This window comes from Paenibacillus cucumis (ex Kampfer et al. 2016) (assembly GCF_019748695.1).
GTDB classification, from domain to species: domain Bacteria; phylum Bacillota; class Bacilli; order Paenibacillales; family Paenibacillaceae; genus Paenibacillus; species Paenibacillus polysaccharolyticus.
This window is the reverse complement of record NZ_JACLIC010000031.1, coordinates 56,478-70,204: the sequence shown is the minus strand read 5'-3', so window position 1 is coordinate 70,204 and position 13,727 is coordinate 56,478. Positions and strand designations below refer to the sequence as shown.

General features: G+C 44.8%; 9 protein-coding genes. 5 read left to right on the top strand and 4 right to left on the bottom strand.

Going from position 1 to position 13,727, the window contains the following annotated elements:
• Both H7T88_RS19070 and H7T88_RS19065 read left to right on the top strand, forming a co-directional pair.
• On the top strand, positions 1 to 786 hold a 786-nt coding region (locus H7T88_RS19070), incomplete at its 5' end, for an exosporium glycoprotein BclB-related protein (protein WP_312027639.1).
• A 240-nt stretch (positions 787 to 1,026) separates the two neighbouring features.
• On the top strand, positions 1,027 to 1,971 hold the full coding sequence (locus H7T88_RS19065) for a DUF5050 domain-containing protein (RefSeq protein ID WP_154887894.1): 945 nt from the start codon (positions 1,027 to 1,029) through the stop codon (positions 1,969 to 1,971).
• 155 nt (positions 1,972 to 2,126) lie between these two features.
• Here the strand turns inward: H7T88_RS19065 and H7T88_RS19060 are convergent, their stop codons facing one another.
• Together H7T88_RS19060 and H7T88_RS19055 are read right to left on the bottom strand one after the other, a co-directional pair.
• Positions 2,127 to 7,106, bottom strand: coding sequence for a discoidin domain-containing protein (locus H7T88_RS19060; protein ID WP_312027638.1), 4,980 nt, complete (start codon positions 7,104 to 7,106; stop codon positions 2,127 to 2,129).
• A gap of 439 nt (positions 7,107 to 7,545) precedes the next feature.
• Positions 7,546 to 8,364: an alpha/beta fold hydrolase gene (locus H7T88_RS19055; protein ID WP_221789854.1), complete on the bottom strand. Its 819-nt coding sequence runs from the start codon at positions 8,362 to 8,364 to the stop codon at positions 7,546 to 7,548.
• A 143-nt stretch (positions 8,365 to 8,507) separates the two neighbouring features.
• Between H7T88_RS19055 and H7T88_RS19050 the strand changes: the two genes are divergently transcribed.
• Positions 8,508 to 9,122 (top strand): hypothetical protein, encoded by a 615-nt coding sequence (locus H7T88_RS19050; protein WP_221789852.1) that lies wholly within the window; start codon positions 8,508 to 8,510, stop codon positions 9,120 to 9,122.
• Between the two features lie 139 nt (positions 9,123 to 9,261).
• Here the strand turns inward: H7T88_RS19050 and H7T88_RS19045 are convergent, their stop codons facing one another.
• Positions 9,262 to 9,702: a hypothetical protein gene (locus H7T88_RS19045; protein ID WP_154887899.1), complete on the bottom strand. Its 441-nt coding sequence runs from the start codon at positions 9,700 to 9,702 to the stop codon at positions 9,262 to 9,264.
• 460 nt (positions 9,703 to 10,162) lie between these two features.
• Between H7T88_RS19045 and H7T88_RS19040 the strand changes: the two genes are divergently transcribed.
• Positions 10,163 to 11,719, top strand: coding sequence for an acetamidase/formamidase family protein (locus H7T88_RS19040; protein ID WP_221789850.1), 1,557 nt, complete (start codon positions 10,163 to 10,165; stop codon positions 11,717 to 11,719).
• A 229-nt stretch (positions 11,720 to 11,948) separates the two neighbouring features.
• Here H7T88_RS19040 and H7T88_RS19035 read toward each other — a convergent pair whose 3' ends face one another.
• Complete coding sequence (locus H7T88_RS19035; protein ID WP_221789848.1) at positions 11,949 to 12,722, bottom strand: SDR family NAD(P)-dependent oxidoreductase; 774 nt, start codon at positions 12,720 to 12,722, stop codon at positions 11,949 to 11,951.
• A gap of 125 nt (positions 12,723 to 12,847) precedes the next feature.
• Between H7T88_RS19035 and H7T88_RS19030 the strand changes: the two genes are divergently transcribed.
• Positions 12,848 to 13,687: a helix-turn-helix transcriptional regulator gene (locus tag H7T88_RS19030; protein ID WP_221789846.1), complete on the top strand. Its 840-nt coding sequence runs from the start codon at positions 12,848 to 12,850 to the stop codon at positions 13,685 to 13,687.
• Positions 13,688 to 13,727: the final 40 nt, after the last annotated feature.

Genomic DNA, 13,727 nt, shown 5'->3' with positions numbered 1-13,727 from the left:
GGAGCAACAGGTCTGGCAGGAGTGACGGGTGCAACCGGAGCAACGGGTCTGGCAGGAGTGACGGGTGCGACAGGAGCAACAGGTCTAGCAGGTGTAACGGGCGCGACCGGAGCGACAGGTCTAGCAGGAGTGACGGGTGAGACCGGAGCAACGGGTCTGGCGGGAGTGACTGGTGCGACCGGAGCAACGGGTCTGGCAGGAGTGACGGGTGCGACTGGAGCCACGGGTCTGGCGGGAGTAACGGGTGCGACCGGAGCGACAGGTTCTGGAGCGATTATTCCTTATGCATCTGGGTTACCAGCTTCGTTGACTACGGTGCTGGGCGGACTTTTGAATACCTCCAGCTTGGTTGGCTTTGGTAATAATGCGTCTGGAGTGACGATTAATGGAGGAATCATTGATCTCACAGGCGCTGCCGGAACCTTGCTGAACTTTGCGTTCTCAGCATCACGAGCAGGGACGATTACTTCAATGGCTGCTTATTTCAGTACGACAGCTGGACTCAGCTTGGTTGGATCTACAATAACACTGACTGCACAATTATTCCGTTCAACTACACCGAATAATACGTTTACGGCTGTACCGGGAGCCCTTGTAACTTTGGCACCAGCACTGACAGGCGTGTTGTCATTAGGCACGATCGCCAGCGGTTTGACTACAGGGTTGAGTATCCCGGTAGCCGCCGGTGACCGTCTGCTTATGGTCTTCTCTGCATCAGTAACCGCCGGAGTTGATGTGGCTTCAACGATTGCGGGATATGCAAGCGGTGGCCTTACCATCACTTAATGAAATCTTTTACAGTACAATTTATCAATTCTAGAACACACAAAAAGAACCTTTCGCCATATGGTGATAGGTTCTTTCATCTGAGTTTACTTATAATTATGCTCACTTCATTTACATGCAGGGTCTGTAGTTATTTCATAACGGAGAGCATGCCAGAATGTAGAGTAAAAGGATTGTTCTATTTCTAAATTCAACTTACAATAGCTAATGTAGAAAAATACATAATTTAGGGAGAAAAGAATGAGAAGAAAATGGTTGGTAGCGTTATTAAGTGTGATCATGTTGTTAGGTGTAGTACCTGTATATGGGGCTGAGGATTCCGCTAAAACTTTAGTATGGGAAGGTTATGAAGATGACGGAGATTTGATGGGCATCAACGTTACAACATTCACAGGTAATAGAAGCAAAACAGAGTCTATATTCCCTAAGCGAGTTTCAGATGTAAAATGGGTTGGAGGGTGGATCTATTTTCTGATTGAAAATGAGCAAGACCCTTGGAATCGTCAGATGGCTAAAATTAAGAAAGATGGATCGGCATTAACCTCACTTAACAAAGAGGATAATTTTGCAAGGTTTACTGCTGTAGGAGATACGATTTATTTTGTTAAAGATGAAAGGACTGCGGAAACGCCAGATGCGTTGTCTTTCGGCTCAATGAAAACAGATGGTTCAAACGAACAAACGATATTGTCTAAATCTCCTTTTTATAATTTTAAAATAAACAACGGACATATCTATTATACAAACAGGGATAATGACAAGTTTTATCGTATGAATTTAGATGGTACAGGGTTGAAGAGCTTATCTTCTAAAGGTGTGGAGTTATACGAATTTTATGGGAATGTTATGTTTTTTTTGGAGATCGTAGATGGAGGTTATAGCTACAAAGGTCATTTTTCCGATTTAAATGCAAATATAAAAAAAACATTTGCCTCTAAAGAGTATATTGATCCCGTAGCATATATAAATAATAAGTTTTATTATCGAAGTTTTTCAGTAGACAAGAATGGCAAAAATAAGAGTGACTTGTATATTTATAATCGTTATACAGGCAAGAAGAGCAAGCTACGTTCTTTAGACTCAAATGATCGATTTATAGGTTTAGTAGGCGACGGTCTTGCATTCCTATCTTTTGATAAAGGTACTGTTTATAAGCTTGGATATGATGGTAAAATCAAAAAGTAATGATTAGCCTGACGATGGGCATTCTATCATATATCACATAATTAAACAGGGATCTCTTGCCGATCGTGGCTTGAGGTCCCTGTACTTTTTTACATCTTTAGTTATAAGATGTGCTGAATTTGAATCTTTTAAAGTTTAGTCATTGGTTCAGCGTATCAACGGTACAGTCTCAATTCAGCAATAGACCACCACCACTCGGGAGTATCCGCAGTCAAAGCGATTTTGACATATCGTGCCTGTTGGGTCGCAAACATCACGGAGATTACAGGATAAGTTCCCAAAGCTTCTGAAACTAAATTCCATTGCTCGCCATCCGTTGAAGTGAAGACTTTATAACTGCGGGCATAGTCATTGGTGCTGCTACCTGAGTCCATAGTTAACCGGCTGAAATTCTGGATGCTTCCCAGATCAATCTGAATCCATTGGTCTGGTTGTTGTGCAGATGCAGAGGTCCAGCGTGAGTTCAGATCATCATCCAGCAGTGCGCTAACGTCTTCAGACGTAGAAGCAGTAACTGTCCAAGACGTCCGATCCAGTTCAGTAGGTAACAAATGATCCTGGTCTCCGGGTGTCCATGGCGTCTGATCAGCGGTATAAACTGCGATTTCAGCTACAGACCACCAGTGGGAATCCGTTCCGGTCTGAACTATTTTGATATAGCGAGCCTCACGGGGAGCAAAAGCAATAGAGAGCACGGCATTTTGTCCTTCACCCGCTACCACAGCTTTACCCCAATCCATACCATCCAGTGAGGTGAATACTTCATAACCACGAGCATAATCGTCACTGCTGTGAGCACTATCCAGTACAATCCGGTTCACAATCTGTGAGTCACCCAGATCCAGCTGAATCCACTCGCCGCCTGTTTGTGTCTGGCCCGAAGTCCAGCGTGTTTGGTCCGAGCCATCCAGTATCGCCGTTGCAGCCTCCTCATTGGAAGACGCTGTAACGGACCATGCGTCTGGCAGGAGACGTTTTTGTTTTCCTGTTCCATAGTGCTGAACGAACAACTCAGAGATCGACCACCATTGGTCGGATTCACCCGTCTGCATGATCTTCACATAACGGGCCTGTTGCTCAGGGAAGGAGATAGAAAGACGTCCTGACGTTCCTTCGCCTCCAGCAATGGATGTTCCCCAGTTTTGCCCGTCATCGGAAACGAAAATGCGATATTGCCGTGGATAGTCATCCTTGGCGTTCCCAGAGTCCAACTCGACTGCATCAAAAGCACTCGTTTGTCCAAGATCAATCGTGATCCACTGTCCCTCCGTTTGCTTTCGCCCGTTCGTCCATAATGTCTCTTTTTTTCCATCCAGCATGTAAGCTGTGACATCGGTTCCTTGTGTGGAGGAAGCGGTCACGATCCAGGTTGACCGATCGGGCAACGGTGATGGAGTTGGATTTGGATGCTCAGGTGTTTGAGCCAATTTCCCAAATCGGGCGAGCTTGAGTTCCGAGATGGACCACCAACTGTCTGCGGGAGCAGTCAATACAATTTTGATATAACGCACAGTCTGCATCCCCAAATCAACGGACAAGCTCGGCGATGTTCCTGTTCCCTGTGCAATCGGCTTGCTCCAGTTCTCATCGTCTTTCGAAACGTAAACTTCATACCCTTGGGCATAATCACCCCAGTTATTGCCGGAGTTCATAAAGAGAGTATCCATCATCTGCTCGCTGCCCAGATCAATATGGAGCCAGTCTCCAGGCTGTTGCGTTTGTCCAGATGACCAGCGAGTAGCCAAATCTCCATCAATCATGCGTTCCACTGCTTCCGAACTGGAAGAGGCGGTAATTGTCCATGAGCTGCGATCCAGATAAGTGACGCCTTGTGAAGCATCCGGCTGCTTGACTACCGTATTTTCTAATGGATTGACCTTTACTTGAGCCTTCGCATAGACGGTAGCTGAACCCAAAGCCCCGCTGGCATTATAAAATCGAACCGTTTTGGCGGTATCGGACGGATTCCAGATTTGCGCTGTGTAGATGCCGTCCTTTTCGTAGACGGTTACTGCCGGAGAATCAGCCCAAATATCCATTGTACGTGTTCCCGTGGATGCCATACTGTGCATGAACCAGTATGCGTTAAAGACTTCGTTTTGCTGCATGTCTTTCGTATTCCACTTTGCAAGAGCAGCCTCCGGGTCCCCGATGGATTGGAAAGGCCAGATGATGTGTTGCCATGTGCGCTCTTGATGACCACCCAGATCCTTGATCATACCGTTGTATAGTGCGGCGGTATTCTTCGGATCACGGCCATAATAGGTCATCCACTCCGCCGGCGGCAGCCAATGAATGCCGTAAATATGCTCTGCGTCGTTGGAGAAGTACGTGCCATACAGGTAAGCACTGCCGTATACATGCCCTACGGTAGCGTGTTTGTATCCTTCCAGCCAGTTATCTCCATCGTAGTTGAACCAATATTGCTCGGCCGCTTTTTCTTCGGTGACAAAGCCCCAGATGCCTGTATCGCGATAGGCTTTATTCCCTGTGACCTCGCCCCACATATATTGCCCGACCCAGCTGAACAGAGCTTCGCCTGCCGCTTCCTGATTGTTTCCGCTGCGATTGTCGGCATAACCGCCAGCCCAGGAATGGCCTGAATAGGGATCAAAATTACGCATCCATGGGAATTGATTGTCTGTACGCGAAGGATTGGCGTAATCTCGGATCAGCAACTCAACCATATCTCCATAATCCTCTACAAATGTTGGATCATACATAGCCAGCACCGCAGATGCAAAGACGTAATAGCCATACGTAAAATGATGATCCGTCAGCCCAGTGTTGACGCCGAACCCGCTTCCGTAAGGGAAGATCGTTCCCCATTGCTCCGAGTAATAAAAATAATAGGAGTGCAGACGTTCATCCGGTGAGTAAGTGTACCAGTCTGTCAAAATGTTTCTTAACAGGGACAGGTAGTGGTCCCGACGTTCGTGATCCCCAAGCTGGTCGCTAATGAGCACACCCAGCGCAAGCGGATGAAGCTTTTTCCCCTGCCAGTAGGGATCTTCGCTCATTAAATTGCCTGACGTATCTGCATCAAGCTGATCCAGATAGCTGATTAATTGCGCGCGTGAGTATGTCGGATCATCCGGCTCCACGAATTGCGGAATAATGCCGTAGAAACGATCCTGTGTCGTAAAGCTGCTGCCTTCGCTTACTTTCATCATCCCGCGAATGGAAGGATAAGTGAGCTCCGTAAGTGGAGTTGTTGCAATTTTCCACTGGTGCGGGAACAAAGCCATTAATGTGCTGGTAGAAAAGTTGGCACGCTTCGTTTGTGTAACGGAGCTGAAGGTCGTTGTAACTTGGGAAGTGCTCTCGTTGTAGTTGTAATCAACCTTCGTATCCGTCACAAAAGCATAGGCATGCTGATAATAGTATGCTAATTCTGATGCAGACGGCAGGGTAGCCAGCGACAAATAATTTTCGTTTGATCCCAGCTTGATCTTAAGTGTATTGCCAAGCTTTATAAGTGTGGTACCCTCTGGTGCATAAAGGCCGTAGTTTCTTGTAAAGGTTTGCGGCGAAGGGGCCCTGTCTTGATTGGTGACTTCTATACCGATATGATCTCCAGTCCATGATTCCCCGTCCTTAAGCATAATCTCACGGTTTTGATCATCAAAAAGACGTGTGATGTTCGGTGAACGGAGCAGGATCGTGTCCGGGTTCTCGAACGTGTTGTACAGGAAAGGGGAGCCTTTGACAAAGGTTGTATTGACCTTCGCCGTGTCATCATCACTCATGATGATGTTTGCGGAGTAATCTCCGTATCCGGCTACCTTGGTATTCACCTTAGCTGGGTTTATATTGCTTGTTGTCAGGATAAGGTCTGCTTCACCATCGGCATCCATCGAGTTGCCGTCAGCAGAAAGGTATCCCGCACCAGGATTCAAAACATGAAGCCCCTGCTTAGTGTAGCGATTTTTGAACGGGAGTGTAACTAGGCTGTTCCCATCTCCTAAATCCGAAACGAGAATCGATTGCCACCAGTCATTAGATGGAATCGGAGTAGTGATGTCAGTTGTGCGATTTTTTGGGTTTTTCGGTTGTAGCATCGTGATGTCATTAATGGCATAACTGCCGGCCCCAACCTGTACTGAGCTCATCTCCGGGATAGCCGGAATGGTGTAGACCGGTTGTTCATCACCTTGAATATACTCATATACATCAAAGGCATAGAGCGAAAACCCATTGGTTGTACCTCGGCCAAGTCCTGCGAACTTTACATATCTGGCTTCTGCATATACAGGAATGTCATCTCGTCCACCATTACTGTGTAACTCCCGAAACAACGTAGTCCATTGTTTTGCGTCATTGGATACCTGAATGTCATAAGCGCGTCCAAACGCATTTTCCCATTGTAGCGAAATTCCTCCGATTTCATGACGCTCGCCAAGGTCAACAACAATCCATTCCTGATCCTTGTAGATGGAAGACCAGCGTGTACCTGGGTCACCGTCTGTCACATTGCGAGCTTCATAGTTTCGCTTTTCCATCTTGGCCTTATCTTCGGCGGAGCGGCTAGGTTCGTCAATCTCTTCTGATGAAGCCATAACCGTTTTACCAAGGGCAAGGTTGGTAGCAACCGGTTTCGGAGGTGGATTTGCTCCGCCCGTTCCATACACATTGAACGCGTACAGAGATACACCGTAGGCTTGCTGTGCTCGTTCATGACTGAACAAACGTACGTATCGTGCATTTGCGGAAACCTCAACTTCCGTCATACCGCCTTGACCCTTCGTTGTGGAGTATACTTGCGTCCAGTTCACCTCGTCATCGGACACTTCAAGGTCGAAGGCGGAAGCATAAGCATTTTCCCACTCAATCGAGATGTTCGAGATGGAAGCCACTGCACCCAAGTCAACATAGATCCACTGAGGGTCTTGCTGCCAAACACTTTCCCACCGGGTATTTTTGTTGCCATCCACGGCATGATCGGCTGTATTACCGCCAAGGGATGAGGAACTATACACCGGTCTGTTCAGGGATAAGAGATATGACCCTTCTGCTGCAGCGTTTGCTGCCTTGCTTGGCCATAGCGGCACACTGCTGATCAACAATAGCATAGATAACAGCAGGTTCACGCAGATTCTGCGTTTGTTTCGTTTGTGACTCGTTCGTCCCTTCACATTTTCGTCTCCTTTGTTAGCTCTTGTCTTTCCATTAGACAGAACTTTCTCTTTTTCCTAACAACCTGTTATATGTATAATTCTGTTCTCCCGTGCCGCATTCCTGAGATCGATTTCAGGTTGCAATCATGGGATATGCGGGTGTTCATTTGTTGTATATCGATCATTTGGAGTGGATTATAAAGTTTTTTTAATCGTTTTCGTAGAAAAAGAGACATATGTCCTACAGGAGGCAAGCGTGGTGTGTAACTATGAAATGCCGAATTAGGATTACGGTCGGATAGCAATATAATGTTTTCTTTTTACTTTTATCTAAGCGAGATACTATCCTTCCTCAGGCACCTCTGATCGAGGTAAGTTGTTACAGGCAATTCAAAAAGCTCGCTATTCGCGAGCTTCATGAATTTCTATAGGGAAGATTGAAACCCCGATACATAAGTTATTGCTCTAGCATAGAGATGATTGCTTGTTGCACAAGCTCAGGTTGTTCAAGGTACACATAGTGTCCTGAGTTTGGCGCAGTGACATGAGTAGCCTGATTAGACAAGGATGCTAAATCTTGTTGCATTTCAGCCCATTTGATTTCCATTTCTGGACCCATGCCGTGTTCTGTTGCGGATATTACAGTTAATGGTGAATTTCGCAAAGCATCCTTCGAACGCAGTTTTTCGATATATTTAAAGCTCTTGGTTACTTCTGCATAATCCCCTTCCGCAGTAAACTGTGACTGGTACATCTCTATAAATTCGGGCGGCAAGGTTGCCAAAACAGCTTCCTCTTGCTTTTCGTGAGAGGCATCGATCAGCACAGCTCCTGCAACTTCATTGGTATAACGATCAGCAAATCCTCGCACATTTAATCCGCCAATGCTGTGTCCCACCAGTACATATGGACCTGGAATATTAGCTTTTCGAAGCAGCTTATGTAACTCTTTCACCTGTTGTTTTGTTGTTTTATCTTTGGTAGTATCGTCACTAAGTCCGAGCCCAGCACGATCATAAGAAACCGTTAACGTTTTTTGGGATATCTCGGATTGGATACCAGACCAGACGGATGAATCGTCACCGTATCCGCTAATGAAAACAACGGTAGGGAGAGACGTTTTCACTCCTTGAATATTCGCATACAAGGCAACCCCTGTACTTACTTGATAGAGCCCGCTAGAGCCAACCTGATTCGTTTTCCCTTCTGCAAGTGGAGCTGCCATCAGAAAAACCAGACAAAAACTTAGAGTTAAAGATAGCCAACGTTTCATCATACATACCCTCCTAATATGGGAATAATTAAGATATTCATTCATATCAGAGTATATTCTTCTAAGGTAAAAATGTAAATAATTATGTTAATTATATAAATTTTTAGTAAAATATTGTTTGATTTAAAATTGAGCCTTGGAGGGATATGATGAAGCATACTTACCTTGTTTTATTGTTAATAACGATGTGGCTTACTAGTGCATGTGAACAGTCTCATCGTAGCAAGGACAAAGGGGGACATGGAGATTCTGCTTCTCTGATAGGGAGGGGCACGACCAACAATCCAAGTTTGTTTACTTTGGATACGGAGAAGGCTTATGAACTCTGTGCAGAGGCTTTATCTGGATATTACAAAGCTATATGGAACGGTCTGGAATTTGACGTTAGTAGATATATTGATAACCCGAACCTCAAACTATATACGGAAAAGAAGATCAGATCACAATATAATCTGTTTCGCAAGAACAATTTAACTTATAACCAAGTGAGAGAGGTCAAGATGGAAGCTGAAAAAGTGGATTATATTGAAGGAGAGCAGAGTTTTTATTATCTAAAAATGAATGCACGTATTATAAAGGATGTAGGTGAATATGCGGAGTCTACTGAATTCTTGGTACAAGATCTGAAAGGAAAGGTAGTTATTGTGGACTGGTATACATCTGGAAAGGATAGTTACGATTCTATTATGCGTGGGGAGAGTCAGGTGATTAATAATCCTGCCATCTGGGAGAGTAGTGAACGGGTGGATAAATTGAAATAGTGGATCAGGTATTGTAGAGCCGTGATACTTGTTACTTACTACACTCTGGCTTCAAAGCCCGAAGTCTGTGTTAATGCCCTTCAGGCTGTTGGTAGAGTATCGACAAGTGTTAGTGTCTCCGAATGCAGGCTCTATTGTTTCATCTGCTTGGCCCTGCAGCATGTTGCACAGTCAGTGATTCGGCGTCAATGGTCACCGTAAGATCGAAAAAGCGGTCACTGTGCCCCTCTCTCCAGTCCTCCGGTACATCTTCGGAATAAAACCAGAAGCGAAGCAGTCGCCGCTCAGGGTTTTGCAGGAGTTCAACAGCGCAGTCAATTGAGCATATGGACAGATCAAGGATAAGCGGCGGTGACCATCGCTGCACTGCTTCAGTCCATTCTGATACTAGTTGCTTAGCAGCTTCTACAGCAAGGAGTAAATGAAGTGCATACTCCGAACCAGTCAGTTTTTCCGCAATGGTCTCCTGGTGCTTGACGTTCGTAGCTTCCAGAAGTGCTGGAACATCCTTGCGGTCGATATTAAAGATGCTACTTGGAAATTGCAAATTCGAATGTATTCCATGATATGACTCCGTCATCGTTGTTCACCTCTTCTTGATGGATTGAGGAGGTACCCCTCAATAAGTTTAGCAGGTCTAAATCCTATTTTAGCACGTTTAATAGATAACAAAATTAGGGGCGATTTTTATTATTTAAATGAAGTCTATAGAATGAATTTGAAAGATCACGACGTGTACCCCAACCAATATAGTGCCTAAAAAGCCGATGAATAAATACGGGCACCCACCGCATTCCCCTCATAACTGATATCTGAAGAATGTTCATCAAGTTTAGGAAACATATTTAAGTTTTACACGCCTTTCATATGTTAGGTATGTTAACATCATTTTATGCTTTAAATAAGTTCATCTCGGGTTATAGCCCTTTTTTGTTATTTTTGTTAACAATAAAATATTGTTTTAAATAGATTTATATGTTATCGTTTATGCGTGTCATATAATATTACATAATGTTGCGTAACCTAGGAGGGGGGACGTAATGTTTATTAACCGAACGATTAGGAAAATTGGTGTTTCAGTAGGGATTGTGGGTATGTTTACATTTGCTCTACCTTCAGTGGGATTTAGTATGCCGTTGCAACCAACAACATTTGATAAGGTAGAAGGTGATTATTATGTAACGTCTGCGATTGAAAACGTTCGCTGGGGATCACTGCCTAATCGAGATAGCTCTCCGATTCTTACTGTGCCATCAGGAAGCGCTGTAACATTTGATACGGTATCGCATGAGGGACTGATTGAAGATCAGGGGAGAAATCCAGTGGAGTACTTCGGCAAATTCGGTATCTCCCCCGATGGCGTGTTGGATGATGCCAAGGCAATTGCGGCTTCTCCAATTAAGCATGATTATGTAAAAGACGGACCTCATATTATCACTGGGCCAGTAGCGGTTGAGGGAGCAGAGCCAGGAGATGTTCTTAAAGTAGAAGTCCTTTCGTTGCAAACTCGAGTTCCATATGGTGTCATTTCTAACCGCCATGGTAAAGGTGCCCTTCCTAACGAATTTCCAGAAAATAAAGGCCCACAAGAGGGAGCTAGCGCAACAAAACCGGAATTATATAATAATGTATCTATATTTACGCCTATTGAAGAAATCAACGGGAATTGGTATGGGGTATTACCAACAAAAGCTGGCAAAAATGTACGTTTCCCAATTAACCCGTTTCTAGGTGTTATGGGGGTTGCACCAAATACCAGTGAAGTTGTGAGTTCTATCCCACCTATTGAAACAGGAGGGAATATGGATATTAATGAGTTGGGTGTTGGTGCAACTATTTATTATCCGATTCAAGTTAAAGGCGGGCTATTCTATACTGGAGATCCACACTTTGCTCAAGGAGATGGGGAAGTAGCGTTAACTGCATTGGAAGCTTCCTTAAGGGGGACAGTTCGGTTAACGGTGTTAAAGAAAGGTGATCCATCACTGCCCCATCGTGGAGAATTCACGCAACCCTTTGCTGAAACAGAGGATTATTGGATTCCAATTGGACTGGACCCTGATTTGGATGAAGCCATGAAAGAATCAGTACGTGAATCGATTCAATTCTTATCCGATAAGCTTGATATGGATAGAAGTGTAGCATATGCGTACCTATCGGCCGCAACGGATTATGAAGTATCTCAGGTCGTAGACCGAACTAAAGGGGTTCATGGACTCATTCGAAAAACCGATTTCCTTGAATATGTTGACGTTGCAATGAATGTAGGTGGTACGGTAATCAAACCGGTTGTTCATAACGATGAATTTTACGTACCGATTCGAACCATTTTGGAGCTATTGGGCGGTACAGTCGTGTGGGATAATAAGACGCGTACAACACAAATCCAATTAGGCACGAAAAATATAAGTGCTCAAATTGGTTCGGATGTGTATTCAATTAACGATAAACTGGTGTTCAATAGTAAGGTACCAAAGCTTTTAAATGGCGAAACCGTAGTTCCGGTTTCTGTTATCAATGAAATACTAGGTGCTTATGTAAACTGGACGACGATCGACAAGACGTTAACAGCAAACGTGTCGTTAAGTAAAAAGTAATAATTGATTTCAGTATTTAATCGTGGTGGACGAATGTCCATCGCGTTTTTTTCTGTTGTCGTGAATCAAAAAAAAGGGACTAACTGGGAGTTTGTTAACTCTCAGTTTAGTCCAGAAAGCCTTTTCTAAGAATATCATCAAAATATTTATTCTTCCCATAACCCGCTTGCGATTGCAATCGAAGATATGTCTACATCAATTCAGACATTCCGACCTAGACCACTGAATCTTATACACTAAGTCCACCGTCAACAGGTAAAACGACTCCAGTAACAAAAGATGAATAATCACTAAGTAACCAAGCGGCTGCGTTAGCAATCTCAATAGGCTCAGCAGGACGCCTCAGAGGTGTCTTCGCACGAATCTGTTCAATGATATCGGGGTTGATAGAAACCCACTGCTGAATCATATCCGTCATTGTGGTCCCCGGAGCAATTGCATTGACACGGATACCTGCTGGACCATATTCGACTGCAGCAGTTTGAGTCAGACTGTTTACCGCTCGTTTAGATGCCCCGTAAGCTCCCAAGCCCGGATTTCCCTTAAGACTACCCACGCTGCTGGTGTTAACAATAGAGCCTGACCCTGAAGTCTCCATCATCACTTTAATCTGGGCTTTCATGCACATCCAGACTGCTTTATAATTTACGGACTGGATCAGGTCGAAGTCTTCTTCTCTTTCATCCACCAGCGATGATACCGTGACTCCAATACCTGCGTTATTAAAAGCGGCATCAAGACGGCCATATCGTTCCATTGTAGCTTTAACAGCTTGTTCAACATTGCGTGAATCGGACAGATCGGCTGTGAAATATGCAGCATCTCCACCCGATGTCACAATTTCATCCCTGACTTTACGCAACTCAGACTCTGTCCTCGCGACGAGCATCACAGAAGCCCCTTGCTGTACAAACAGTCTTGCTGCCTCAGCTCCAATGCCTCGCCCCGCACCTGTAATCATTACTACCTTGTTTGCCAACATTTGTCCTGCAATGGTTGTCATATTCATTCTCCTTGCCTGGAATTGTTGATCTCATCAACTGCCTTCAGTATAATTTGACTACTAAACGGTCACGAGAACCTGCTTAATGGTAGGTTTGTGAGTGATAGGATAAGGGGGAGGTTTACTTGAACGACAGTGAGCGCCGTTTAGCGCTAGGTAATTTCTTAAGAGATTTACGCGCCTCCGTTTCTCCCCTTGATGTTGGCCTTTTGCCTGGCAATCGTCGTCGCACACGAGGCTTGCGGCGAGAGGAGGTCGCCGGGATCGCGAATATAGGGCTCTCATGGTACACGCGCCTTGAACAAGGTCGTGATATTCGTCCGTCGATAGGTGTACTGGAAAGCTTGGCTTCAGCACTCCAGCTGACACCCAATGAGCGAAGACATCTCTTTTTGCTTGCTGGAGAATCACTGCCTCCTCAATCAACGATCATTGAAGAGAAACTGAGCCCATCCATTCAGGACATGCTGAATGAATTGCATCCTAATCCGGCCTATGTCATCGGGAAAAAGTGGGATTTTTTAGCTTGGAATGAAGCGGCAGATGCTGTATTTATGATTCATAGGGTGTCACCCCCGCATGATTATAATTTGATGTGGCGCCAATTTACGGATTCTATTTGGAAAGAAGGATCGGAGGATTGGGAGAGTGTCTCACGAAGAATGATTGCTGAGTTCAGAACGGCAAGAGCACGGTATCTGAATGATGATTCATTCGACAAGTTAATTGAAGATCTGAAGAGGACAAGCGATGATTTTACAAGAATGTGGCAGTATCATGAAGTGCCAGGCTCCCTTGACGGCTACAAGAAGCTTTTGCACCCCACGTTTGGAGTTATTGAATTCGAGCATGTCACCCTTCAATTTCCCAATGAACCAGATCATCGAATGATGATTTATATGCCTCATCCGGCAACCAAATCTCGTTTAAAGCATTACTTCACGGGCGCGAGTGGGCCACCGTAAAAGTTGAAAATCACTAGCCATCCCGTGCAACGATGCTTTT

Excerpts from the sequence above, each read along its gene's own strand:
- H7T88_RS19045 (WP_154887899.1), bottom strand. The coding sequence starts at position 9,702 with ATGACGGAGTCATATCATGGAATACATTCGAATTTGCAATTTCCAAGT.
- H7T88_RS19040 (WP_221789850.1), top strand. The coding sequence starts at position 10,163 with ATGTTTATTAACCGAACGATTAGGAAAATTGGTGTTTCAGTAGGGATT.
- H7T88_RS19065 (WP_154887894.1), top strand. The coding sequence starts at position 1,027 with ATGAGAAGAAAATGGTTGGTAGCGTTATTAAGTGTGATCATGTTGTTA.
- H7T88_RS19050 (WP_221789852.1), top strand. The coding sequence starts at position 8,508 with ATGATGAAGCATACTTACCTTGTTTTATTGTTAATAACGATGTGGCTT.
- H7T88_RS19035 (WP_221789848.1), bottom strand. The coding sequence starts at position 12,722 with ATGACAACCATTGCAGGACAAATGTTGGCAAACAAGGTAGTAATGATT.
- H7T88_RS19055 (WP_221789854.1), bottom strand. The coding sequence starts at position 8,364 with ATGATGAAACGTTGGCTATCTTTAACTCTAAGTTTTTGTCTGGTTTTT.